Raw genomic sequence first — 25347 nt, forward strand, 5'->3', positions numbered from 1 at the left:
AATAAACAAATCAGGCTGTCATCGCCATGGGTGACGGCACTGAAACGGATTGCTTGCTGGAATGCTTCAGGTTCCAGATGATAGCGTCTTTTACCGATTTAAGGTAAGCAGGCTGCCAGCGAATCGTGTACTGAATCAGCGCTTTGGGAATAGCAACGCCGAAATAGTACACGTAAAAAACCAGCAGTTGCCAGCCCGCTACATTCCGGCGCATAAACCACAATCGGTTCCGAACGTGGTAATACACTTTCATGGCGTTCATCTTTCCGACGCTCATTGATTCACGGTGGTAAATCAGGGCTTCGGCCTGGTAATAAATCTGAAAGCCAGCCCGTCGTATCCGGGCCGACCAGTCAAGTTCTTCGTAATACAGAAAAAAACTGTCGTCCAGCGAGCCCGCCCGTTCCAGCACCGCCCGACTGACCATCATCGCGGCACCGTGCGCAAAGGGTGTTGGTCCCGGCTGATCGTGCTGGCCTTTGTCGGGTTCCATCAGCCCGATTGACCAGGTTCGGCCCGTATACGGATTCAGTGGACGGTAGCCCGCATATTGAATGACGTTTGGCTGATCGTGGTAGCGAATCTTGGGACAGGTGACACCGATTGTTGCATCGCGCAGAAACGGTTCGACCAGTTTCTCCAGCAAATCGGGCGTTACGATGGTGTCGTTGTTTAGAAAAAACAAGTAATCACCCTTGGCATAACGGACACCGAGGTTGTTGCCTCCAGAAAAACCCAGATTGTCGGGACTGACGACAACCGTTACGTTCGGATAATTTCCTTGCCGGATGCGCTCGGTAGGATTTTCTACCGACCCATTGTCGACGACAATAATTTCAAAATTTGGATACGTTAACTGCCGGGTTGATTCCAGCATATCGCAGGTCACCACCGCCTGGTTGTAGTTGATGGTGATCAGCGAAATAAGTGGTAGCGTCTTTATACGTTCTCCTTCTGCCATACTGCCTTGAGAGTTTTCAGAAGTATAAGCATATCTGTCCGAAACGAATACGTTTTGGCGTATAAAACGTCCAATTGAATCCGCTCCTGGTCAGAAACCTTCGCTTTGCCGCGCTTGGTCACCTGCCACAGCCCGGTCAGACCGGCCGGTGCCGCGAACCGACGGGCATAGCCGATGGTGGTCAGTTTTTCCGCTTCATAAATTGGTAAGGGCCGATTACCCACAAAGGACATGTCGCCCCGCAAAATGTTATAAAACTGCGGCAACTCATCAATACTGGTATTGCGCAGGATCTTACCAAGCCGCGTTACCCGTGGATCTTCCTTGAACTTCGAGAACATCGCCTTCGCCTTTTGCTCGCGCTGGTACAGAATCTCACAGATTTGCTTCTGGTCCATGAACAGCGGCTGCTGACACGAAGTACCGGCGATCTTACAAACCTCGCAGCGTTCGTCGTCGGTTTTTTCGACGACTGGCGCGTTGTACATATTCTGCGATGCCATACCCGCCAGGAGTTTATCGGCTCCGGTGCTCATGGTGCGGAATTTATACATGTTAAAGATCTTGAACCCCGTTCCGACTCGCTTTGAGCTGTAGAAAACCGGTCCTTTAGAATCCAGCTTGACCAGAATCGCCACGACCAGTAGTATGGGCGATATCATAATCAGAATAAACAGCGAGACGAAAATATCAAAGAGCCGTTTCCCGATTGGAATACGAATGGACGCCGACTTGGGATTGATACGGCCGCTCTGCTCGTAGTCTTTCTTCTGAATCAGGTATTTCAGCCGAATACGCAGCGCTTCCTCCGAGTAATTATGAGGAAATGCGTCGATCACATGCCCATGAAACGGAGCCTGCCGAAGATCAATATTGGTTCGATCCGTAAGCAGCACAACCGGCACGTGCGCGAGCTTACGCTTGGCCCCCAACTCCTTCAGAAAGAGCAGACTATCCAAGTCATCATTGAAGAGTACCAGGTCAACGGGTTCGCCATGTTCCAGCTGAGCCAGCGCAGATTGCCCATCCGGCACGTCAGTTACGTCGATCTGTGAACCAAATGCCTGCCGAAACGACTCAACCCGTCGTTCGTTGCTTTCAACGTAAAGCACCCGAAATAGTTGAAGCTTTTCTTGTACCGCCTGCATATTCGTTGACAACGGAAGTTGATCGTTAAGTCGACTATTGTTGGGAGATGTCGATGTCATTGGCTTCGATTCGACGCAGTAAGCTTCTGATTTTCGTTTTGACCTCAATTGGATTGAATGGCTTCACGATATAATCGTCAGCACCCAGCTTGAGGAATTTGATGCGCGTGTCACTATCCGAAAAAGTAGATAGAATAATGATCGGTAGTCGGTGAAAAAGCGGACTGGCCCGCAGTGTCCGAATCAAATCGGTCCCATCCATGTGAGGCATCTGAATGTCCGATAGGATAATGTCGACGGGGTTTCCTTCTTCTAACCAGGTTACGGCTTCGATACCATTTTCCGTTGTTACCACTTCAAAATCATCTTTCAGTGTCTGACGCAACACTTTACGGATAAAAGGATCATCTTCGGCAACCAATACGTGGTAAAGTGATTTCATTCTAGAGTACAGTTAAGCTGCTTATGTAGTAGCGCCCGTTGGCAAACAAGGCTTGTTTTATTCTCGTAAATATAGTCAAATGTTTACTAATATAAATATATAAAACCTTAATATAAACGATAATTTTTCCATAGTTACTTAAGCAAATTTATAAGTAGAAATCACCAAAAAGCGTTATGCTTGTATATTCCACGATAAAATTACACTATTCGGCTAAATAAGTAATAGTTCCACTCATTTAGTAACTAAAATCTGTTTTATCTACCATACGTTTTGTTTGCTCCGTATTTCTGCACGACAATGTACGGTAGGATTGCTCATACGGATTTCTGGCTTACGGACGATGATTCGCCTTTCTGTTACACCCTGAGACCTGTCGTTTGGCATTCGCTTAGAACACATTTATCCCCTCACGCTAACTATCGTACGTAAGTTATATAATTCATGGGTAAATACCCTACCTGCTATTTACAAAAAACAGTTTACAGGGAACAAAAGTTAGCTCCTTATAGCCATAAACTTAAATATTAAAATACTATATCTTCATAAAATTGATTATGAACCTTATATTACTACTATTTTACTGCTGTACTATTCTACGCTTCTCCCCGCTGGATGATGCCATTTGAGCCGACAATTTGTATTCTTTGATGAATCACTGAATCTTTGCAGTTCCGAATACAACCCGAAGAAATCCGTCGTTGAACTAATTTAAGAAGCAGTGCTTTTGATTAGCGAACGGACCTTATCCGTATTTCTGGAAAATTTCATTTGTTTTTCGATCAGGCCATCCCTGACAGCAGCAGGGCAGAACCCACAGTCTGCCCTGTTATCATTGTGTAACACTACGTACTTATGTGGAAATCTATTGCCCGCGGCATTTTAAAGCTGCGGCTATTCTGGCTCACCGTACTGATTATTGTAACCATCGTGATGGGTAACTTCGGGACCCGTCTGCAACTGTCCTATCAACCTGCCCGCGTTTTACCGCTATCTGATAGCACGCAGCAACATTACGAAGACTTCAAACAGCGGTTTGGTATTGATGGATCGGTTATGATTGTGGGCTGGCAGGACAAGCGCTGGTTCGACTTGCCCGTTTATCAGTCGTGGTACGACATGACGGAACAAGTCCGCAAACTACCCGGTGTAAAAGACGCACTGTCCATAAGCCGCCTGTACACCATCGCCCGGCAGGATACGACATGGGGTATTAAACAAGTCGTGACCCAACGTCCGCAGACGCAGCAGCAGGTCGATAGTTTGCAAAAAAAGATACTGGACCTTCCCTTTTACGATGGTCTGCTCGTCAATCCCGAGACGAAATCAACGTTGATGGCGATTTCGCTGGATGAGAAGACGTTAAACACGAAAGATCGCCTTGGCATCGTCGCAGCCATCCGGCAGCAGGGTGACACCTTTGCCAAAAAGACGGGCATCACCGTTCATTACTCTGGTCTTCCCTCCATCCGGACGGAGGTATCTAAACGGGTAGCGGGTGAGTTAAAGCTGTTTACGGCGCTGGCCGTAGCCGTAACGGGCCTGCTGGTGTGGTTGCTGTTCCGTTCCTGGAAAGTGGTGGTTCTTTCGCTCACAGTCGTACTGATGGGTGTGTGTTTTGCGGTGGGTGCGTTGGTCCTCTTCGGTTATGAGATGACCGTATTAACGGGTCTGCTCCCCCCCCTGCTGATTGTGATCGGCATTCCGAACTGCGTCTTCTTGATCAATAAATACAACGCCGAACTGGCCGAGCACGGGCAAAAACAACGGGCGCTGGAAAATACCATTGAAGAAATTGGGCTTGCTTCGTTTCTGGCCAACGTAACCACAGCTATCGGCTTCGGCGTTTTCTACTTTACCAATAGCCGGCTGCTGGTCGAGTTTGGGTTGGTAGCGGCTGTTTGCGTACTCGCGGTGTACGTGATCTGCCTGCTGATGGTGCCGATTATCCTTAGCTACCTTCCGGTTCCTAAAACGCAGCAGGGCGATTCAACGGAAGTCAGTATCTGGCGTGGTACGCTGACCCACATCGATAACTGGGTTCACCACAAACGACCCCTTGTTTACGGTCTGATTGCCGTTATTACCGTAATTAGTGCCTTGGGGCTGCCGCTCATCCGGATCGAAGGGTTCGTGGTCGATGACCTACCGAAAAACGATCCGGTGTATAATGACATGCGTTTCTTCGAAGCGCAGTTTAAAGGGGCCTTACCTTTTGAAGTGACCATTGATACGGGCAAGCCCAACGGCATTTTGGCTGGAACGGGTTCGGCACTGTACAAAATCCGGGCGATGGAACGCATTATTGCGCAGTATCCTGAGTTTTCAAAACCCCGTTCACTGGTCGATGCCATTCGTTTTGCGTACCAGTCCTACCGGGGTGGCGCACCAAAGTATTACGTGCTTCCGCCCGCTCTTGCCCTGCGCGACATGGTGGCCGAAGCGCCAATAGGCGTGAAGTCGTCCCCGTCGTCTTCGCTGACCCGCTCCTATATAGACAGTTCCCGACAGGTTGCGCGGGTTAGCTACCAGATGGCCGACATTGGCTCCATTCGGATGCAGGAAGTTTTGGGTAAACTACAGCCGCGCATTGATTCATTGTTCCGTGATACGGGCTACAAGGTAAGCCTGACCGGCCACAGTCTGGTGTTTCTTAAGAGCAACGATTACCTGCTTGGCAACCTATACGAAAGTCTGGGCATTGCGATTCTGCTGATTGCCTTGGTTGGTATGGTGCTGTTCCGGTCGGTCCCCATTATCTTGATGTCAAAACTTCCGTGTCTGATTCCGTTGCTGGTAACGGCGGGCATTATGGGGTATACCGACATTGCGTTTAAACCATCGACTATCCTTATTTTCAGTATAGCGTTTGGCCTTTCTTCCGACGGAACGGTTTACTTTCTGACGAGCTATCGGCAGCAGCTGCAACGCGGTCTGGCACCGTCGGCGGCTATTTCGGCGGCTATTCACGAAACGGGGGTTAGTCTGATTTATACCGCCCTGATTCTGGCGGGTGGTTTTTCGGTGTTCGCAGCCTCCGGTTTTGGTGGTACAGCAGCCTTGGGCGTTCTGGTGGCCACAACGGTACTTATGGCGTGTCTGACAAACCTTATTCTGCTGCCCGCCCTGCTGCTCAGCCTGAAACGCTATCGGGTTTAATGGTGTTTGAGTTACGGATCAATAGGCATGAGTGTTAAGTAAATTACAACAGTCAAACAATTGATTTTGCAGTAGAAAGCAACAAGTACGCTGTAAGTTGGTCACCCCGCTAGCTAACAAGCAATTGTTTTGTTTGTGGTTACAAGCATTCTAACCAAAGAGCTGCCAATGATACCACTCTCAAGCTTTGGAGAACGTATATGTATTCTGGGACCATCCAACAGTGGAAAATCAACCCTTGCCAATGCAATCGGTCGAAAACGAAACGTAGAGGTGATTCATCTCGACCAACTTTATCACTTACAAAATACGGATTGGCAAGTGCGGCCCACCAATGAATTTATAGCGTTGCACGATGCAGCAATCGCTCGCGATCATTGGGTTATGGACGGTAATTACTCCAGTTGTATGGAGCAGCGTCTCAAACGGGCTACAGGCTTGATCCTTTTGGATGTTTCTACCTCGACTAGTCTACTCAGGTATTTCTATCGGACACTATTTGAGCGCAAAAGGTATGGAGGATTAGAAGGGGTACCGGAGCGAATTAAATGGGACATGATTCATCACATTATTTTATCGACTCCCAAAAATAGAAATCGGTACAAGACTATGTTTTATGACATCGATTTGCCAAAAGTACGATTATCGTCAGCCCATCAAATTAATCAATGTTATCGAAACTGGGGCTTGTAAGTAATAAAGCAGAAATAGTTTAAAGTATTCTATAATGGTATTTTGTCATGCTGACGCGACGTATCTTCGGATGAGCCATTGATCCTACTACCAAAGATGCTTCCTGCGTCAGCATGACAAACAATACCCTAAACTATTTCGGCAGACCTACTTATCAGAACAGAACGTTGACTTGAGTGTTGACACTCACCATTCGTTAGCCAATATCCAACGTCGCAAATTCGTTGTCACGAGTATGGCCCAAAAGAAAATTTTGATCGTTGAGGATGATCGGCGTATTGCCCAAAATATTAGCCGGGGCCTTCAGGACGAAGGCTACGCGACCGAGGTGGTATACGAAGGCATCAATGGTCGGCAGGCCGCTCTGCAACCAAGCGTCGATCTCTTGATTCTTGACCTGAACCTTCCCGAATTAAGCGGCTTCGAGGTATGTCGATCGGTTCGGGCGGAGCGACCTCTCCTGCCCATCATTATTCTGTCGGCGCTCGGCGAAATCGAAGATAAAGTAGAAGCCTTGGCGCTTGGTGCGGACGATTACCTGGTAAAACCGTTCGATTTTCGGGAGTTGATCGCCCGTGTCGCTACCTGTTTCCGGCGGCTGGCGTTGAGCAATAGCGTTGAAACCGAAGAAATCTGGCAGGTTGCCAATCTGACGGTCAACGTAACCAGGAAAGAGGTTAAACGGGGCAACACGCTCATTGACCTGACCGCCCGCGAGTTTGCCCTGCTCGAATACATGATTCGCAACCGAGGTCGGGTATTACCCAAAGCCGATATTGCCGAAACGGTCTGGAGCCTTAATTTCGATCCGGGTACAAACGTGGTGGAAGTCTACATCAACTACCTGCGCCGAAAAATCGACCGTGATTTCGAACCAAAGCTTATTCATACCCGCCCCGGTATGGGATACGTTCTGAAAGAAGACTAGCTTATGACCATCCGCAACCGAATCGCCCTCCAGTTTTCGTTGATCGTTGCGTCCATTCTGGTGGCGTTTTCGGTGATTATTTACGTCGTGTCGGCAAACTACCGGCGAGAAGAGTTTTACGAGCGGTTGAAGAACAAAGGCCGAACAACAGTTCGGTTTCTGGTTGAAGTAAAAGAAGTCGATCAGGAGTTGCTCAAAATCATTGACCGGAATACTCTGACCGCTTTAATTGATGAGAAAGTGCTTATTTTTGACGAGCACAACGCACTGATCTACAGCAGCGTAGATGACAAGATCATTCACTACGATGTTCACTTGCTGAGTGAAGTCCGGCAACAAAAAGAAGTCGAAACGTACAGTGGCGACAACGAACTGGTAGGCTTACTGTATCAGCAGAATGGCCGCGACCTGGTCGTATTGTCCTCGGCGTATGACCAGTTTGGCCGGAGTAAGATGGCGAATCTACAGCTTACATTGGGCTGGGGATTGTTGGGTGGATTAAGTATTACGATCGGGCTGGGCATTTTCTTTGCGGGTCAGTCGCTACGGCCTATCAGTCGGATCAATGAGCAGGTATCGGCCATTACGGCGCGTAACCTCCGGCAACGTCTGGACGAAGGCAATCGACGGGATGAGATTGGTCAATTGGCAATCAATTTCAACGACGTGCTGCAACGATTGGAAAAAGCCTTCGAGCAACAGCGTAGTTTCGTGTCGCACGCATCGCACGAGCTACGGACTCCGCTGGCCGCTCTGAAATCCGAGATTCAGCTAGGGTTACGTCGCCCATTGACGGTACCCGAACACGAAGAAGTGCTCGTAAACTTACTTTCGGATGCAGATCGGCTTATTGGGCTCACAAACAGCCTGTTGTTTCTGGCGCGTACGCTCGAATCGATCCAGAGCGTTCCCTTTCAGACCGTTCGCATCGACGACATTGTTTTTCTGGCGAAAGACGAATTGCTAAGCGCCAAACCCGCGTACCATATCGAAATCGACTACGAGAATATCCCGCACGAGGAAACCGAAACGGTCGTCAATGGGAACGAGAGTCTGCTGAAACAGGTTATGCTCAACTTGTTTGACAATGCCTGCAAATACTCCGCTGATCACACCGCCCTGGTACGAATCAGCACCGACGAACGCTACTGCCGGGTGGCGGTTCGCGACCGGGGGATTGGTATTTCGGAAGCGGATCGCCAGCACATTTTTGAATCGTTCTACCGGGCGTCCAACGCCATTGCTTACGATGGATTCGGCATCGGCTTATCCATCTGCGACCGGATCATCGAACTCCACCAGGGCAACTTGTCGGTTGATAGTCAACTGAATAGGGGAAGTACATTTACCGTTTCGTTACCTCACGTATAGGCTTCTAATTTTTTTCTAATTAATTTCTAACGCTACCCTAAGCCCGCTCTAAGTAGCCTTTAATAGCGCATAGTGATCTTTACTGCCGTATTTATTTGGGTAAAATGCGGTTACTGCTTTCGATCTTCTCTTTTTTTTTAATTGCTTATTCTGCTCAGGGACAGCCAGCATCGACGCAAGGCTCCCCGGCCCAGGATTCGCTTTCGCTGACTCTCCGGCAGGCCGATAGCCTGTTTCTTAAAAACAACGTACAACTGCTGGCCGAGCGGTTCCGGATCGATGCCAGTCAGGCGCAGGTTATTCAGGCTAGTCTCTACGACAACCCGACCGTTACGGTTGAGCTGAGTACGTATAACAACCAAACCAAACGTGTACTGGACGTTGGTCGGCAGGGTCAGAAAACTGTAGCCATTGAGCAACTGCTGTACACGGCGGGTAAGCGCAACAAACGCGTTGCGCTGGCTTCCGAAGCCGCCCGGCTGACGGGTCTGGAAATGCTCGATCTGTTGCGGGGATTGCGGTTCGATCTACGCACGCGGTTCTATTCTATTTACTTCCAACGGCAGACGCTGGCGCGGTTTAATCAGCAACTTACTACGCTGCAAACAACCGTAACGGCGTACGAAAAGCAGTACGATCGCACGAACGTATCCCTGCGGGAGCTGCTTCGACTGAAAGCGTTACTTTTTCAGCTCAACAACGACCGGACAGGCATTATTTTCCAGCTAGCCGACGACGAGCGGGCTCTGCGGACACTCTTATCGGTCGAAGTTCCGGTTAATCCGGTGGTTGCCGAAGAAAACTTGACGCATTACCGCCTGCCCACCCAGCCCGACGATACGCTCCGGCAAATGGCCCTGCGCAACCGTCCCGATCTGCTGGCTGCCGAATCGCTGACGCGTCAGGCGGAACTCAATTACAACCTGCAACGAGCGTTGGCCGTACCCGATGTGCGCATCGGCGGAGCCTACGATCAGGCGGGCAGCTACATCAACAATTACGTCGGGCTGTCGCTCTCGACCGACATTCCCTTATTTAATCGCAATCAGGGGGCGATTCGGGCGGCCCGGAGTCAGATCAGCTTCCAGAATGGACTTCAGCGCCAACGGGCGATTCAGGTTAGTAACGAAGTAGCTACGTCGCTGCAAAAAGTACGCGAAGTCGAACGGCGGGTGCAGGGACTCGAGCAACAGTTTACCGAACAGTTTGAGCAACTGAACCGGGGCGTCATCACCAACTTTCAGAAAGGCAACATCAGCCTGATTGAATTTGTCGATCTGATCGAAGCCTACAACGATAGCGTTCAGCAGCTTAACCGACTGAAAGCCGACCGCGTGGGCGCTTACGAAGAACTGAATTACCTCATTGGCGAAGACTTATTCAAGGAATAACATGATTATCAACAAACTCCCCATACCCCTTTTTGCGCTCGGCCTGCTGTTGTCGTCCTGCCAGCCCAAGCCCGCCCGTGAAGAACAGAAAGCATTCCGCCTGTCGGACACGATGATGAGCCGGATCAAGCTCGATAGCGTTGTCACTCAACCCGTACGGAACGAATTAACCTTGGTTGGCCGGGTGGTCGCCGACGAAAACCGGGTGATCAAAGTGTACCCGCTGGTGGGTGGCAACGTCGAAGAAGTCAAAGTAGAACTCGGTGATTACGTCCGGAAAGGGCAAACGCTGGCGTCTATCCGGTCGAGTGAAGTCGCGGATCTGGAACGCCAGTCGATACAGGCGCGGGCGGATTTGCTGCTGGCCGAGAAAAACTTACGCGTGGCGCAGGATTTGTTCGAATCAAAGCTGACGTCCCAGCGCGAAGTTGTTGCCGCGCAGAAAGAAGTCGAGCAGGTCCAGGCCGAAGTAAACCGTACCAAGGAAGTGTCGCGCATCTACGGCATTGGCAAATCGTCCATTTACACGGTCAAAGCGCCCATCGATGGTTACGTCATTGAAAAGAACGTCAACCGCGACATGCAGCTCCGCTCCGACAACGCCGACAACTTATTCACCATCGGGCAGATCAGCGAAGTGTGGGTGCTGGCCAACGTGAATGAAAGCGATATTGGCCGGGTAAAACAAGGCATGGAAGCATCGGTACAAACGCTGAGCTACCCCGACGAGAAATTCCAGGGTCACGTCGATAAAATATACACGGTACTCAACCCAAACACCAAAGCCATGACGGTTCGGATTCGGCTGGACAACAAAGCCATGAAGCTCAAGCCCGAAATGCACGCAACCGTTACGCTACGCTACACAGCGGGCGGACAGCTGGCCACCGTACCGGCCAATTCGATTATTTTCGACCGCTCCAAACGGTATGTGCTGGTCTACAAAAACCGCACGGATATTGAAACCCGCGAGGTCGATGTCCTGAAGTCGCTGGGCAACGTAGCCTACATCAGCCAGGGTGTCAAACCGGGTGAGACCATCATTTCCAAGGATCAGCTGCTGGTCTACAATGCGCTGAACGATTAAGCCTTGAGTGGGCGGCTATGGATTCCGATCCATGCGCTCTGCACCCATGAACAACCATGAACAAACTCATCAGTAACATAGTCGGTTTTTCGCTCAAAAATCGGTTTTTTATCTTTTTCATGACAGCGGCCCTGGTGATCGCTGGCATAGTCAGCTACCTGCGGACACCGCTAGAAGCCTTTCCCGACGTAACGAACACGCAGATTATTGTCGTGACCGAATGGAATGGCCGGTCTGCCGAAGAAGTTGAACGATTCGTGACCGTGCCGATCGAGGTGGCTATGAACTCCGTTCAGCGCAAATCCAACGTCCGCTCAACGACCATGTTTGGTCTGTCGGTGCTGAAAGTGATCTTCGACGATGATGTCGATGATTTTTTTGCCCGTCAGCAAGTCAATAACCTGTTGCGCAATGTATCACTACCCGATGGTGTCGAACCCGAAATTCAGCCGCCCTACGGCCCGACCGGTGAGATTTTTCGCTACACGCTGGAAAGTAAAGACCGCGACAGCCGTGAGCTATTAACGCTCCAGAACTGGGTGATCGACCGGCAGCTTCGAAGTGTACCGGGCGTCGCCGATGTGGTAGCGTTCGGTGGCCGCGACAAGATGTACGAACTCCGGGTCAACCCGACGCAATTAACCAAATACGATATAACTCCGCTTGAAGTGTACCAGGCCGTTACGCGCAGCAACATCAACGTTGGGGGCGACGTGATTGAGCGTAACGGCCAGGCTTATGTCGTACGCGGGGTTGGTTTGCTCACGTCGATTCAGGATATTGAAAACATCATTATCGAAGAGACGGGCGGCAATCCCGTGCTGGTCAGAGACGTAGCGGAAGTCGCCGAATCCAACCTACCGCGCGTCGGTCAGGTCGGGCTGGATGCGAACGACGATGTTGTCGAGGGTATCGTGGTCATGCGGAAAGGCGAGAATCCCAGCGAAGTGCTCGGTCGGGTAAAAACCAAGATCGAGGAGCTAAACACCCGTATTCTGCCGTCGGACGTGAACATGGTCACCTTCTACGACCGCGACAACCTTATCGAGTTTTGTACGCGTACGGTACTACACAACCTCACCGAAGGTATCGTGTTGGTCACGGTGATCGTCTTTCTATTCATGGCCGACTGGCGCACCACGCTGATCGTGTCCATCATTATCCCGCTGGCACTATTGTTCGCCTTTATTTGTCTGCGTTTACGGGGTATGTCGGCGAACCTGCTGTCGATGGGGGCGATTGATTTTGGAATCATCATCGACGGTGCCGTCGTCATGGTGGAGGGGGTGTTTGTGTCGCTGGATCATTTGTCTCATCGGGTCGGTATGACGCGCTACAACAAGATGGCGAAGCTAGGGCTGATTCGAAAAACGGGTGGCGAATTAGGCAAGGCCGTTTTCTTTTCCAAGCTGATCATCATCACGGCGCTGCTGCCTATTTTCTCGTTCCAGAAAGTCGAAGGCAAGATGTTTTCGCCCCTCGCCTGGACCCTCGGCTTTGCCTTGCTGGGCGCTCTGCTATTCACGCTGACGCTGGTGCCGGTATTGTGTTCGATCCTGCTCAAGAAAAACGTTCGGGAGAAAAATAACCCGATTGTCAACTTTTTCGAGCGTATTGTAATGGGTGCGTTTGGCTGGTGCTTTCGCCACCGTCGGTTGAGTTTGATCGGGTCGATCGGCTTTATGGTCGCTACCTTTTTCTCGTCCTCCCTGCTGGGAACGGAATTTCTTCCGCAACTCAACGAAGGGGCGCTCTGGGTTACGGCTGAGTTGCCCATGAGTATGTCGCTGCCCGAAAGTGTAGCCATGTCGAAAACCATTCGGCAGGACCTCAAAAGCTTTCCCGAAGTAAAGCAGGTTCTTTCCCAGGTTGGCCGCTCCAACGATGGTACGGACCCCAACGGGTTTTACTTCTGCCAGTTTCAGGTGGATTTACGCCCCAAAGATGAGTGGACGCGGAAGATCTCGACCGAGCAGCTCACCGACGAAATGGACGCCAAGCTGCGCAACTATGCCGGGGTTCTTTACAACTACTCGCAGCCCATTATCGACAACGTCGCCGAAGCGGTAGCGGGTTACAAGGCCAGTAACGGGATCAAAATTTTCGGATCGGATGTGTATGAGCTGGAGAAGTACGCCAATCTGGCAATGGACGCGGTAAAAGACGTGGACGGCATCAAAGATCTGGGTATTATCCGCAACGTGGGCCAGCCCGAAATGAGCATCCTGTTTCACGACCACAAAATGGCCTTATACGGCGTATCAACGGCTGACGCGCAGGCGGTTATCGAAATGGCGATTGGGGGGAAAACGGCGTCGATCCTATACGAAGGCGAACGCAAGTTCGACATCCGGGTGCGGTTCCTGCCCGAATATCGCCAGAGCGACGACGACATTATGCGGCTGATGGTACCGACGATGAGTGGCGGCAAAATTCCGCTCAAAGAAATTGCTACGATCAAGCAGGTTACCGGCCCGGCGTTTATCTACCGCGATCTCAACCAGCGGTTCATCGGGGTTAAGTTTTCGGTGCGGGGCCGCGATTTAGGGAGTACCATTGCCGAAGCGCAGCAGCGCGTCCGTGAAAAACTTCAGCTCGATAAAGGCTATTCGGTTGAATGGGTGGGCGAATTCGAAAATCAGGTTCGGGCGACCGATCAATTGGGCAAAGTGGTACCGATCAGTATTGCGGCCATTTTCGTGATTCTGTTCATCACGTTCGGCAACGCCAAAGATGCGGGACTGGTCTTGCTAAACGTGCCGTTCGCCCTGATTGGTGGGATTCTGGCGCTCCACGTAACGAGCATGAACTTCGGAATTTCGGCGGGGGTTGGCTTTATTGCCCTCTTCGGAATATGCGTGCAGAACGGTGTGATTCTGATCACCGTCTTCAACAAAAACCGACAGGAACGTATGCCGCTTGACCAGGCGATTCGGGAAGGGGTTCAATCGCGTATTCGCCCCGTAGTGATGACGGCGCTGATGGCCGCTATCGGTCTGTTTCCGGCGGCTATTTCAACCGGCATCGGTTCGGAGACGCAAAAACCGCTCGCTATCGTCGTTATTGGTGGACTCGTCACCGCTACCGTGTTGACGTTGCTGGTGTTCCCGATCATCTACCGGATGTTTTACCGCAAGAAACTAACCGTAGCCTCCGACAAAGGCAATACCATGCAGCCGGTCGAAATGATGTAATACTCGTTCTCTCCTACTTTCAGCAAAGGATACTGAATAGCTTGATTGTGCTTCTGAACGTGGAGGTTTGCTGTTGAAAGCTCTGGTTTGCACCCCTCTCCCGCTTTGGGAGAGGGGCCATAGTATTAAATACGTTTACCACCCTGGGTTCTGCTTTAGGGTCGGGTTCAGCGCTATTTCGTTAATGGGCAGCGGCCACAGATAATCCCGGTTCGGGTCGAACTTCCGGAAGCTGGCATCCTGAACGAGAATGTAATTATCCGAGGTGAGGTTGACGGCAGTTGTCGTACCGTATTCGGTTCTAAAGAAGTAATTTCCTAGAACCGGCTTAGGCAGTTCGATCTCAGCCGTTTTCCAGCGGATCAGATCCCAGTAGCGGAAACCTTCCTGCGCTAGTTCTACCCGACGTTCCCGCCGAATCTCGTCCCGCACCGTAAGACCGTTGGCCGTGGCAAACGCGTTCGTCAACTTAGCGACTCCGCCCCGCGCCCGCAGCCGATTGATCGTCAAGTCGAGGTCGACATCGCTGATCGTACCGTTTAGTTCGTACGTTGCTTCGGCGTAGGTAAGCAGCACTTCGGCGTAGCGGAGCAGTACCCGGTCAATCAGCGATTGCGTCGTAACCCAGTCGTCAAGATTCGAATATTTCCGAAACGTGAATCCCGTCCGGTTGAAAACTAGCGGAGCAATGTCAAAAACAAGTTTCGTTCCGATCCAGGCATCACCCGTTTTGAAAAACGTATCGCTCATGCGCGTATCCCGATTGACAAACACGTCGGTCGATTTCGTCGGAGCCTTGTACAAGGGTGATTTTGCCGTGGGCAAACCGTCTTTCATCAGATAAGAATCGGTCAGGCTCTTCGTTGGGTTCATATTGCCAGTTTCGAGCGAACTCCGAAAGAAGTTTTGCGTAGCCACCCGGTCGGTAGACGATACCCCATACTGCTTCACAATGATGTTCTCCCGGTTTTGCCGTCCTTCGCCCGCCAGTTGAAAGAGATCAAAGTAACTACCGCTGAACAGATCTTGCTGCTTGCTGTCGATAACCGCTTTGGCAGCGTCAACGGCGAGTTTGAGGTGCTTTGTCGGCTCCCCATAGTTGTGATACTTTGAGCGCGTTCCTTCAAACAAAGCAACACGAGCCTTAAACGCCAGAGCCGCTGTGTTGCTGATTCGTCCGTAATCGGCGGTTCCGAGCGCGGTTGCCGTTGGTAGCTTCTGAGCGGCATAGTCCAGATCCTGATAAATCTGGTCGTAGATCTGAGCGCGTGGGGTAGCGGGAGCCTGTAATTCAGCGGATGTATCGTCAAGCGTTTTCAGAATCAGAGGTACGTCACCGTATCGCTGAACCAATGCGTAATAGCCCCACGCCCGAAAGAACCGCGCTTCGGCAATGTAACGATCAATGATCGTGGCCGACGTAGCCGCCGACGCCCGTGGCGCTTTTTCAATGACGTTATTAGCCGCCCGGATCAGCAGGTAATTGGTGTTGTAATCCGTCGCGGTAGCCGGAGCCAGTCGCGATCCGTCGCTGATGTTGTTGGTAGCCAGCCCAAACGCATCATCCGACCATACGTCTTCGGTGCCATACGTGACATTGAAGGTGCTATTGTATCCGGGGGGCGTAAACGTGCCGAACCCAGGCAAATACATGTACAAATAGTTGGCTGCTGTTTTCAGATCAGACTCGGTGCGCCAGTATGTTTCGTCGCTGACGGACGTTTCGGGCAGGCGTTCCACTTCGCAGGATGGCAAAACGGCCATCATAGCCAAGGCCAGAAAAGCAGGTTTTATAATCGATTTCATAAATAAGCTCAAGTTTGATTGGCGTCCAGCCGTTCGTTAGAAGGATACATTTAAGCCCACAGAAGCGGTGGCGAAGTACGGGTAGTCATTATCCACACCGTCGCGCGCTTCGGGATCGAAGTAACCCTGGAATTTGCCCAGCCCCGAAATGGTGAATAAATCCTGACCAGAGAAAAAGAAACGTGCCCGCGCGATACCGATACGCTGCGTCAGGGTTGACGGCAAGGTATAGCCAACCTGGAAGTTCTTCAACCGCATGTAGCTGGCATTGAGCACCCATTTGTCGGAAGACAGGTAATTGTGCGTAGCGCCAACATAAGGCCGTGGAAACAGAGCCCCTTGATTTTCGGGAGTCCAGTAGTCACCATGAATAGCCAGAGCCTGTTTCCACGTTACTAGCAAAGGGGCAATTGATTCGGTGTTGGGTCGGTAATTCCGTTTGCCCACGCCCTGCAAAAAGATCGTCATGTCGAAGCCTTTCCATTGCGCACCGAACGTAAAGCCGAAAAGATAGCGGGGTTGCGTGGTTCCCAGCAGCAGCAGATCGCCCCGGTTCGCCACCGTACCCTGCCCGACTGTCAGCCGCTTATCGCCGTCCTGATCGATGTATTTTACGTCACCAGCTCCGGTACGGCTGTCCTGAAACGCCCAGGCTTTTACTTCGTCGGCGGTCTGAAAGTAGCCCGCTGTTTGATAGCCCCAAATGGTGTTGATCGGGAAGCCTTCGATGAGGTTGTTGGTGCCCGACGTAACCACCGTCCGACCCGAATAGCTGATCAACTTGTTCTGGTTGTCAGACAGGTTGGCCGCAATCGAGTAGGTAAAGTCTTTGCCGATCCGGTCGCGATAGCGAATTTCGGCTTCCCAACCCCACGATTTAAGCTCACCATTATTTTTCCGTGGTGTACCCACCCCAATCGTACCGGGCAATTGCTGAGGTGTCAGCATATTTCGGTTGAACTTCACGTAGTAGTCGCCGTTGAATTGCAATCGGTTCTGGAAGAAAGCCATATCGATACCAACGTCCGATGTTTCGATGGTTTCCCAGGAAAGGGTACCCGACGGAATTGAGTTTTGGTAGATATACGATGTCCGCGAGTCACCCAGGACCAGATTGGCGGCTTTGCTCAACTGACTCAGGTAATCGTAATAACCGAGGTTTGAGCCAAGCGCTCCACCCAGACGGCCCCACGATCCGCGCAGTTTGAATTCCGAAAAGAACGGCAGCGCCCGCGAAAACCAGCCCTCCCGGTGCATGTTCCAACCCGCCGAAGCCGACGGAAATACCTTGGTCCGTAAGCCCGGTGCCAGCTTCGAGCTTTCGTCCTGCCGGATGGTCGCTTCGAATAAGTACTTGTCAGCGTAGTTGTAATTGAACCGTCCAAAAACCGACTGGTACGCATACGTTTGAATCACTTCGCCGTTCACTTTCGTCCGGTCGTCGCCCAGGTTCAGCGTTGGCAGATCGTTGCTAACCAGTGTAAGCGCTCTGGATGAATCAGCCTGAAACCGATAGTCCTCCCATTGGTACCCGGCAAAAAAACCAAAGTTGTGCTTATCCCCTACTTTGACATCGTAGTTAGCCAGGAATTGCAGGTTGGTATTTTTGGTCACTTCGTTCGTGAGCTGGTACGAATTGGGCTGATTGAGGTAGCTAAGAACGCGCGACTTGCCCCAAAGCGGCACCGTTCGGTTAAAAATGGCCCGGTTGCCCAAGCGGTACTGAACCCCGGCAACGGCACGCAGCGTCAGACCCTTGACAAAATTGGCCGCCTGTAGCGTAAACACGTTATCGAAAAAATTGCGGTCGTAATTGTTGTAGCCGCCCGATTCGAGCGTTGCATACGCGGTAGCTGCCGAACCAGCCCCGTTGTAACGACCTTCCGGCGTAAAGAAAGGCGTTCGGGTTCGCAATCGGTTAATCTGATAGATCAAGCCACTACCACTCACATCGGCGGACGAACTTCTGGTCTTGTCAAGTGTATAGGAAAGGCGCGCATCAAGCGAGAGGTGTTTTGTCAACTGAGCCCCCAGGTTAACCCGCAGGTTGTACCGTTTATAATTATCAGGACCAACCTTAAACAGACCTTGCTTTTCGTAATAACCACCCGAAATCAGAAAATTCAGCTTGTCAGTACCACCCCGTGCGGTTAGGTTATGCGTCGCCATCATCGTATTTTTCTTCAAAATCTGATCCGACAACGACTGCTGATTGTAGTACAGGTACGTACCCGTATCCGCCGGGTTTATGACGTAGGGAATACCATCGCGGATGCGCTGCAAATCATCGTCGGTATACTCGGGGTTGCTACCGGAATTTTTCCGGGCAAGGTTCGAAAAATTGGCTTCGTCCAACAGACTCATCCGGCCCGGTGTGTTGATGGACCAGTCCGTACCGTATTGCGCCAGGTAATCGAACGTGACCTTACCCGCTTTTCCTTTTTTAGTTGTCACCAGAATAACCCCACCAGCCGCCTGAGCGCCGTAAATAGCGGCTGCTGCGGCATCTTTCAGAACGCTAATACTTTCAACGTCGTTTGGGTTGAGCGTTTGCAACGTCGTGATTGGCGCACTGACGCCGTCGAGGATTACGAGCGGGTTTACGTTACCATTGGCCGACGTAACCCCCCGAATCTGGATCGCCATACTCTCACGTCCGGGCTGTCCACTCGCGCGGGTAATGTTCAAACCGGGCGTTACCCCCTGCAACGCATTCGCCAGGTTGCTGACCGGACGGTTTTCGATGGCTTTCGACTCGACCGTAGAAACGGCTCCCGTGAGGTTTACTTTTTTCTGCGTGCCGTACCCGACAACAACCACTTCTTCCAGTGATTTATCGTCGCTCTGTAGTTGCACGTCAATTACAGAGCGGTTGTTGACCGTCACTTCCTGCCGCAGGTAACCCACAAAGCTGACAATAAGCACCGACTTTTCGTTGGGCACCACAAGTTTGAACTGCCCATTTCCGTCGGTCGTCGTGCCGCGCGTTGTACCCTTCAGGACAATACTGACGCCGGGTAATGCTTCCCCTTTTTCGTCCGTGATTCTACCCGAGACGGGTACTTCGGCGGCTCGGGCTGATACAGCAACACCCGAAGCGATATGCAGCAGGATCAGACAGCCTAGCACGATCCTACATGTTAAGTAGAATTTTAACTTTTTCATAAGGGAATAAGAGTTAGAAGGTAATTACTGGAAAAGGTCTATTATCCACTGGTGGGCTCAACGTCACCGATTCTCGTCTAGCTAAAGCGACGAAAACAGGTGTGGATCGCCAGCACCACTTATCGATAAAATACAAATTAAGCACTCTTTAATGATGTCCTAAAGAATGAAAACGAAGCTGTATGGGTAAGTTTACTCATGCCTTTCTAGCCCGGCAACCATAATTCTATTTTAAATATTATATATCTTATTAAATAAATTATAACTAGCTTTTTGCAAACGTTCCCGCAAGCGTTTGCATTGGCTAAAAATTATCAGATTTTTTAACTGTATATTGATATTTCACCAGATACTGACTATTTACCAAGACCATTACGAGCTTATTACAAACCAACTATCTCTTGATCTAACTTAGAATTTTTATATTTTTTGACGCTTGTTTTGAGAACTGGATCGTGGGAAGCGTTTGTCTTGCCGGTGAGTAGACCTGCCTTATTTCGCTTCTTTAAATTGTAAGCATGTTGAACGAAAGAGAGAACAGAAATTAGCGTTTAAATAGAAACCTCTCCCGCTTAAAAACAACGCTGCATACAAATCCCGGCTATCAAGTCGTTCTATAAAAGACTAAATTTACGGCGATCCTATTTCTGGCTGATGCCTTGCTGATGCCCTGGTCAGGAAGTTCAGCGCCTGCTATTGCGGCAGGCACTAAGTCGAACCATTTCGCTAACCGATCGATCATCCGAACAACACCGGATCAAGTAAAAATATGATTCAGCTTATGAAACGCGTTTCGCTCATTCTACTGGTTACCGTTAGCTTAACGGCCTGTAATGGGATACTTTTTAAAAAGAAGAACTGCAAAACCTGCGAAACACTTACTTATAATCCACAAGGCACCCCGCCAAGCCGGATCGAGAACCGAGTGTGTGGCGACGAAGTAGACGCGTTCATTATATCAAACAACATCACAACCAGTAGCCTGACCGTTGTAACGACTTGTAAGTAACCTACCCAGCACAAAAAAAACGCCCGATCAGTTTACATCGGGCGTTTTCCGTTACATTCCAACCTTATTACTTATTGTTTACAAAGGCACACCCAAGCTTAATTTACTGTATCGTCCTGCGTAGGTTGTTGCTACTGTCGACGTTGATTTGTTAAGTTTCCCTACCAGGAAGCTTGTTTGACAGAGCAAGTTACTTTCCTACTGAGCTATTTTTTTATAGTAGTACAAATTAACAGGCGTTACCGAGGCTCGCTGGCTGAGGGTAAAATAACCCTCTCCGTCTTTATCAAAACAGATGGCTTCGCCTTTTGGCTCAGGCAGCAGCGGAGCCCCCCGGCTGTTACTTTTTTGCATGACATCGGCAACCGCCTGACCAACTGCCCGTTTCCAGTAAAATACCTGCCCATAGGTACGCACTACGATTTCGCGGCCATCGGGCGATATAGAAGCCCCTGAAACAACAGGAGAAATAGGTAGCTCGCCATAGGCCTCAGCTAGAGTGATCTCGTTGATATTTTGCGGATAGGCCAGCCGATACAGGTGCACATTTGGCTGGCGATTGGCAATGATGTAAATGTCGTTTGTCAGGGGATCTACAAACATCGCTCGGGCATCCTGTGGCCCATCGGGATAGCGAAAATTGATCCGCTCAATCTGGGTGATTTCTGTTTTAAGGGTCGATGGTTCGGGCAGTCTGTAGACTTGCGAAATGCCGTATTGTCGATCCTGATCTCCGATATCGCCAATGTACAAATACGTCGTACCTGGATTTGGACCCGGTCCGATTGCCAGATCTTCCCAATCGCGGTTTGAAAATTTGGGTACCTTCAGCTGCCCTTTAATCTGACCATCATGTCCCAGCATCGTCAGCGAAGCAGCAGTATCCTTTGCCTGAATAGCCCATAAATTGCCGGGCTGACTTCGGCTATCGGCCAGTCCAGATACGGTATCAATCTGTCCGATGGGTACGGAAGCTACGGTTGGCTCAGTACTAAATTGAGTCCTGTCCGTTTCAGGAATTTCAAGTTTGCAAGCGACTACTACAAAAAAAAGACACCCAATTAAACAAAGACGCATAGACTTACTTATCTGATTCTGTCATTTACTTAACTACATAGCGTACCAAATGATGAAATGATTCCCTACAATCTTATTCAAGATCGACACACTGGTCGTTACGCTACGGTTAATATTATTTATCGGCTCAACACCAACTGGCACATAAACCACTCATAAACAGCAATTTCTCATCTCCACCGATATACCATCCAAAGAGTTCGACCCTTAAATCAATTCCATGCAGGCACACCAGTACTTTTAGACATTTCGAGTCGAATAAAGTATCGCTAATCACTCAATTCCACGCAGATGCGACTGGATGACAAGTTGATTTGTATAAAATTTTATACAAATTCCCTGTTCACGCAGGTACGATTAGAAGCTTCGACCTTGACGCAGAGCTTGCTAAACGCTCAGTATTTCAATTCCACGCAGGTACGATTAGAAGGCACAGGCAAGTAAAGCCCTAGTCGAATGGCAGAGATTTCAATTCCACGCAGGTACGATTAGAAGTTCGAGTAGTTATAAGCGTCGGTCCCGTCGTAAAATTTCAATTCCACGCAGGTACGATTAGAAGTGGTTATCTCCCGTTGGGGTAGTAGTTGTACTATCATTTCAATTCCACGCAGGTACGATTAGAAGAAGCAAATACGGGGTTCAGGAACATAACGTACTCGTATTTCAATTCCACGCAGGTACGATTAGAAGCGTAACGTGTTGGACTACCTCTACGAAGAGCCGGACCCATTTCAATTCCACGCAGGTACGATTAGAAGCCGTGAAATTACGACTAAACTAGTGGGTTTATTACTTGCTGAATAGGTTTTGTGAAAGGCTATTCACATAAAAAGTCGTCAACCGGCAATGATAGAAAAAGATACGCCGTTCGACGACTTTCTTATAATCAGTCTGTTATACCCTGAAAAATCTGCTTTGAGGTATCTATAACGTGTAAGTCAAAGAACGAATCGAGCCGATTGACGACTTATGCGTCTTAAACGGCCACTCAGAACAAACAAAAACGAGTCATACAGAAATAGAGTAATTGCTCGAAACGACCTGGATCAATCCCGACTTAGGCGGGTAAATAGACACTGAACGTCGCTCCTTGTCCGGGTTGGCTACTGGCCGTGATGACTCCGCCGTGATTAGAAACTACCTTCTCGCAGATTGCTAAACCGATGCCTGTCCCGGCAAATTCACTTTTGCCGTGTAGCCGCTGAAAGACCTGAAATATTCGATCCAGGTATTTTTCCTCGAAACCGATTCCATTATCGGCAATCTTGATGCAGTGATAAGTACTGGCCAGACGAGCCGGTTTTACCGTATCGGGCAATTCAGCACGAACCACTTCATCGGCAGTAACGCTAATCGTCGGTTGCTCGTTTGATCGATGAAATTTGAGCGCATTACTCAGGAGGTTCAAAAAAAGCTGTCCTAATTGTGAAGCGTCACCCTGAACAACGGGTAGCGGATGGATGTCCACGATGGCGTTCGTTTCCAGAACCACCATGTCCAGGTCAGCCAGCACGGCATCGATTACATCGGCTAAGGACACGGCTTTTCGATCGATCTGACCCGTGGAGATACGTGAAAAAGACAGCAAATCCCGGATAAGCGTCGACATACGATTAGCTGCTGACTGCATCCGCGTGATGTAAACAGTCCCCTCCTCTAGCTGGTCGCTATACTGGCTTTGCAGTAGATCGCCAAATTGCTGAATCTTGCGTAGCGGCTCCTGCAAATCGTGCGAGGCAATAAAGGCAAATTGCTTTAAATTGTCGTTGGACCGTTGTAAATCCTGATTGGCCGACTCAAGCTGCTGCGTTCGCTGCTGTACCCGGTCGTCTAGTTCGGTGTATAGTTGCTGATAGCGCGCATTGCTTTCTTCCAGCTTTTTCCGGGACAACACCTGCTCAGTTACATCGATAATTACGCCCATTACACCAGACACATCGCCATTCGGCTCCCGCAGCGGATAGTAGATAAAATCGACGAAAAGCGCCCGAATTTGTCCTTGCTGAACCAGCTTTATCGGTGCGCCCCGTTGCACGTATGGTACTCCCGTCGTAGCGACCTGCCTCAACAGGTTCTCAACACCCTGCCCCGCAATATCAGGCAGCGCTTCCAGAAGGGGTTTTCCCAAGAGTGCCGCCAAAGGACGATCAACCAATCGCGAAAAAGCTTCATTAACTAAGCGGAACACAAAATCAGGTTCCCGTCCGACAATGGATAGTACGATTGGAGCTTGCTCGAACAGGTTATGTAGCTGCTGCTGACTGGCTTCAAGCTGCTGCCTGGCCGTTACGACAAGGGTAACATCCTGAACAATTCCATTGAAGCGAACGACTTTGCCGTCCGATTGCCGTATCGTTTTTCCTTTGGCTTGAAGCCAGCGGAATCCGCCGTCTTTTCGGCGCGCTCGGAAAATAATATCGTGATCCCCTTCATTAAGTCCGCTTACCGATTTGAAGTTTTCCTCAGCGACGCGCTCCTTATCATCGGGGTGAACCTGATCCAGAAGAATAGCAGCGTTTACGTCAGCATCAATCGATAACCCGAACAGCTGCTTACAGATCGGTGACCACTCGGTCTGCCCTGTTACCAAATTATAATCCCAAAACCCAACCTGCGCGGCTTCTAAGGCAAGGTGTAAGCGTTCATTCTCAACGATTATATTAGTCAACGGTGTATTTGTCCCCATCCAAGACCGCTCAGTTAACACGCACATCCATGAACTAGCCCAGGTCCAGTCCGCCAATCCCGTACGTTAGTGTGTCAGGCTTTATTTTTCAAGAGCAAGTTACACAGCGAAGCGCTAGTTGCAAGCATTCGGTAAACCCAATACACCAGGCCATCGGTTCTATCCGTAAAAAATAATTGGCAGGCGATTTACCAGGAAACGATGTGCTAGCTGCTCAGCAACTGATCGAGTTGCTTAAGATTGAATTGATGCGCATTCTGCACCTCAGACAGATGCTGTTGAAGATAGTCCAGGGTGAGTTGGTGTCGATGGATTAAGTTGGATCGGTAAGGCTCCCTTAAAAAAGTATCCTGGGTCTGTTGTAAACGTATCTCTGTATTTCGTATGGCTTGATTAAGGTTATCAATATAATGTTCATTCCGTTTTGTCCGTTGCTGCATTACCCCAACAAGCCATTGTTTATGAACCGACTGCCAGTCAACGGGTTTGTTTAAAATATGCTGCCATTCGCTTTCCGGCTGCGCTGACTTATCGTCTACAGCTTCACCCGTATGAGATACCAAATCAAGTTGGGCAACCAAGTTCATCAATTCGGATTGCGTTGCCGGATCAGCGGAGTCAATAAACTTATTGGCTATGCCAAATACGTACTGATCAAGTGCTTTGTGGAAGGATTGGTTAGCGTTTCTCACAAGTTCGTTTTTGTTATAAGCTTACAATAGACGATAAAAAGTACGAATAGATAGTGTGAGCGATTTTCTTAAATAACCAGACAGATTAAGGGCGTTAAGAAGCAGGTTGTGCTGCTAGATACAGTACCGTTTGAGCCCGTTCATTCAAAGCTTCCAGGATTAACGTGTGAGCAACTATTTTTTTTATATTTTTCTTCGATGCATAGAGCGGGTCAAACTGATCTACATCCAGTAGTAAGTTTTCCAACTCTGTTTCCATCGCAGCGAGCAGGTCAGTCAACTGATTGATCGGGCACTGCCCCACGCAGGTAGTTACTCCTTTTATCAGGCGAACCTGCTTATCTACCGACTCGGTTAGTTGGTTATAATTCGTACGAAGAATGGAAACAGCTGTAATCCATCTCACCAACACCTGATCCGCAGTTAGCTCATTTATTGAAGAGCCTTTTTTTGGCCGTTGAGCCCTCATTCTCCGTTTTGTTTAACGTAAAAAGCCTATATGAGGCTACAAGTTCAACAAAAATAGAAATTCTACGCT

General features: G+C 49.8%; 16 protein-coding genes and 1 CRISPR repeat array. Of the genes, 7 read left to right on the forward strand and 9 right to left on the reverse strand.

Annotated features, from left to right (window positions below; all coding sequences use genetic code 11):
- Nucleotides 1-10 precede the first annotated feature (10 nt).
- Genes LQ777_RS16085 through LQ777_RS16095 form a run of 3 tightly spaced genes read right to left on the reverse strand, consistent with a single transcriptional unit; the run spans nucleotide 11 to nucleotide 2551 of the window.
- The gene (locus LQ777_RS16085; RefSeq protein WP_232558950.1) at nucleotides 11-961 is read right to left on the reverse strand and encodes a glycosyltransferase family 2 protein; all 951 of its coding nucleotides are present in this window, start codon (nucleotides 959-961) and stop codon (nucleotides 11-13) included.
- Nucleotides 940-2169, reverse strand: coding sequence for a sugar transferase (locus tag LQ777_RS16090; RefSeq protein ID WP_232558951.1), 1230 nt, complete (start codon nucleotides 2167-2169; stop codon nucleotides 940-942). Before LQ777_RS16090 ends, LQ777_RS16085 begins: the two co-directional genes overlap by 22 nt.
- Complete coding sequence (locus LQ777_RS16095) at nucleotides 2144-2551, reverse strand: response regulator (RefSeq protein WP_232558952.1); 408 nt, start codon at nucleotides 2549-2551, stop codon at nucleotides 2144-2146. The genes LQ777_RS16090 and LQ777_RS16095 overlap by 26 nt, the downstream gene beginning before the upstream one ends.
- A gap of 855 nt (nucleotides 2552-3406) precedes the next feature.
- On the opposite strand from LQ777_RS16095, the gene LQ777_RS16100 reads away from it, so the two are divergent.
- From LQ777_RS16100 to LQ777_RS16125, 6 genes are all read left to right on the forward strand, one after another.
- Nucleotides 3407-5710, forward strand: coding sequence for an efflux RND transporter permease subunit (locus LQ777_RS16100; protein ID WP_232558953.1), 2304 nt, complete (start codon nucleotides 3407-3409; stop codon nucleotides 5708-5710).
- Nucleotides 5711-6638: 928 nt separating this feature from the next.
- The gene (locus LQ777_RS16105) at nucleotides 6639-7331 is read left to right on the forward strand and encodes a response regulator transcription factor (protein WP_232558954.1); all 693 of its coding nucleotides are present in this window, start codon (nucleotides 6639-6641) and stop codon (nucleotides 7329-7331) included.
- Nucleotides 7332-7334: 3 nt separating this feature from the next.
- Nucleotides 7335-8702 carry a sensor histidine kinase gene (locus tag LQ777_RS16110; protein ID WP_232558955.1) on the forward strand — a complete coding sequence of 456 codons (1368 nt, stop codon included), beginning with the start codon at nucleotides 7335-7337 and terminating at the stop codon, nucleotides 8700-8702.
- Nucleotides 8703-8806: 104 nt separating this feature from the next.
- Nucleotides 8807-10093 (forward strand): TolC family protein, encoded by a 1287-nt coding sequence (locus tag LQ777_RS16115; RefSeq protein ID WP_232558956.1) that lies wholly within the window; start codon nucleotides 8807-8809, stop codon nucleotides 10091-10093.
- A 1-nt stretch (nucleotide 10094) separates the two neighbouring features.
- The gene (locus LQ777_RS16120) at nucleotides 10095-11180 is read left to right on the forward strand and encodes an efflux RND transporter periplasmic adaptor subunit (RefSeq protein WP_232558957.1); all 1086 of its coding nucleotides are present in this window, start codon (nucleotides 10095-10097) and stop codon (nucleotides 11178-11180) included.
- 56 nt (nucleotides 11181-11236) lie between these two features.
- The gene (locus tag LQ777_RS16125) at nucleotides 11237-14374 is read left to right on the forward strand and encodes an efflux RND transporter permease subunit (protein WP_232558958.1); all 3138 of its coding nucleotides are present in this window, start codon (nucleotides 11237-11239) and stop codon (nucleotides 14372-14374) included.
- A 135-nt stretch (nucleotides 14375-14509) separates the two neighbouring features.
- Here the strand turns inward: LQ777_RS16125 and LQ777_RS16130 are convergent, their stop codons facing one another.
- Nucleotides 14510-16180, reverse strand: coding sequence for a RagB/SusD family nutrient uptake outer membrane protein (locus tag LQ777_RS16130; RefSeq protein ID WP_232558959.1), 1671 nt, complete (start codon nucleotides 16178-16180; stop codon nucleotides 14510-14512).
- Nucleotides 16181-16216: 36 nt separating this feature from the next.
- Nucleotides 16217-19345, reverse strand: coding sequence for a SusC/RagA family TonB-linked outer membrane protein (locus LQ777_RS16135; RefSeq protein ID WP_232558960.1), 3129 nt, complete (start codon nucleotides 19343-19345; stop codon nucleotides 16217-16219).
- 781 nt (nucleotides 19346-20126) lie between these two features.
- Here LQ777_RS16135 and LQ777_RS16140 point away from each other — a divergent pair.
- Complete coding sequence (locus LQ777_RS16140) at nucleotides 20127-20354, forward strand: hypothetical protein (RefSeq protein WP_232558961.1); 228 nt, start codon at nucleotides 20127-20129, stop codon at nucleotides 20352-20354.
- Between the two features lie 198 nt (nucleotides 20355-20552).
- Here the strand turns inward: LQ777_RS16140 and LQ777_RS16145 are convergent, their stop codons facing one another.
- The 4 genes from LQ777_RS16145 to LQ777_RS16160 form a co-directional block, all read right to left on the reverse strand.
- Nucleotides 20553-21431 carry a PE-PGRS family protein gene (locus LQ777_RS16145; RefSeq protein ID WP_232558962.1) on the reverse strand — a complete coding sequence of 293 codons (879 nt, stop codon included), beginning with the start codon at nucleotides 21429-21431 and terminating at the stop codon, nucleotides 20553-20555.
- 334 nt (nucleotides 21432-21765) lie between these two features.
- Nucleotides 21766-22189: direct repeats of the CRISPR family, unit length 30 nt; unit sequence ATTTCAATTCCACGCAGGTACGATTAGAAG.
- Nucleotides 22190-22488: 299 nt separating this feature from the next.
- Nucleotides 22489-24099 (reverse strand): PAS domain-containing sensor histidine kinase, encoded by a 1611-nt coding sequence (locus LQ777_RS16150; protein WP_232558963.1) that lies wholly within the window; start codon nucleotides 24097-24099, stop codon nucleotides 22489-22491.
- 224 nt (nucleotides 24100-24323) lie between these two features.
- A complete protein-coding gene (locus LQ777_RS16155) occupies nucleotides 24324-24809 on the reverse strand; it encodes a hypothetical protein (RefSeq protein ID WP_232558964.1) in 486 nt (161 codons plus the stop codon).
- A gap of 94 nt (nucleotides 24810-24903) precedes the next feature.
- Nucleotides 24904-25278, reverse strand: a complete 375-nt coding sequence (locus LQ777_RS16160; RefSeq protein WP_232558965.1) for a hypothetical protein — start codon at nucleotides 25276-25278, stop codon at nucleotides 24904-24906.
- Nucleotides 25279-25347 lie beyond the last annotated feature (69 nt).

Source organism: Spirosoma oryzicola, from assembly GCF_021233055.1.
In the GTDB taxonomy this organism is placed as follows: Bacteria; Bacteroidota; Bacteroidia; order Cytophagales; family Spirosomataceae; genus Spirosoma; species Spirosoma oryzicola.

What these genes read in the sequence shown, in the direction of transcription:
- LQ777_RS16085 (WP_232558950.1), bottom strand. Translation starts at nt 961, where the DNA reads ATGGCAGAAGGAGAACGTATAAAGACGCTACCACTTATTTCGCTGATC.
- LQ777_RS16090 (WP_232558951.1), bottom strand. Translation starts at nt 2,169, where the DNA reads ATGACATCGACATCTCCCAACAATAGTCGACTTAACGATCAACTTCCG.
- LQ777_RS16095 (WP_232558952.1), bottom strand. Translation starts at nt 2,551, where the DNA reads ATGAAATCACTTTACCACGTATTGGTTGCCGAAGATGATCCTTTTATC.
- LQ777_RS16100 (WP_232558953.1), top strand. Translation starts at nt 3,407, where the DNA reads ATGTGGAAATCTATTGCCCGCGGCATTTTAAAGCTGCGGCTATTCTGG.
- LQ777_RS16105 (WP_232558954.1), top strand. Translation starts at nt 6,639, where the DNA reads ATGGCCCAAAAGAAAATTTTGATCGTTGAGGATGATCGGCGTATTGCC.
- LQ777_RS16110 (WP_232558955.1), top strand. Translation starts at nt 7,335, where the DNA reads ATGACCATCCGCAACCGAATCGCCCTCCAGTTTTCGTTGATCGTTGCG.
- LQ777_RS16115 (WP_232558956.1), top strand. Translation starts at nt 8,807, where the DNA reads ATGCGGTTACTGCTTTCGATCTTCTCTTTTTTTTTAATTGCTTATTCT.
- LQ777_RS16120 (WP_232558957.1), top strand. Translation starts at nt 10,095, where the DNA reads ATGATTATCAACAAACTCCCCATACCCCTTTTTGCGCTCGGCCTGCTG.
- LQ777_RS16125 (WP_232558958.1), top strand. Translation starts at nt 11,237, where the DNA reads ATGAACAAACTCATCAGTAACATAGTCGGTTTTTCGCTCAAAAATCGG.
- LQ777_RS16130 (WP_232558959.1), bottom strand. Translation starts at nt 16,180, where the DNA reads ATGAAATCGATTATAAAACCTGCTTTTCTGGCCTTGGCTATGATGGCC.
- LQ777_RS16135 (WP_232558960.1), bottom strand. Translation starts at nt 19,345, where the DNA reads ATGAAAAAGTTAAAATTCTACTTAACATGTAGGATCGTGCTAGGCTGT.
- LQ777_RS16140 (WP_232558961.1), top strand. Translation starts at nt 20,127, where the DNA reads ATGAAACGCGTTTCGCTCATTCTACTGGTTACCGTTAGCTTAACGGCC.
- LQ777_RS16145 (WP_232558962.1), bottom strand. Translation starts at nt 21,431, where the DNA reads ATGCGTCTTTGTTTAATTGGGTGTCTTTTTTTTGTAGTAGTCGCTTGC.
- LQ777_RS16160 (WP_232558965.1), bottom strand. Translation starts at nt 25,278, where the DNA reads ATGAGGGCTCAACGGCCAAAAAAAGGCTCTTCAATAAATGAGCTAACT.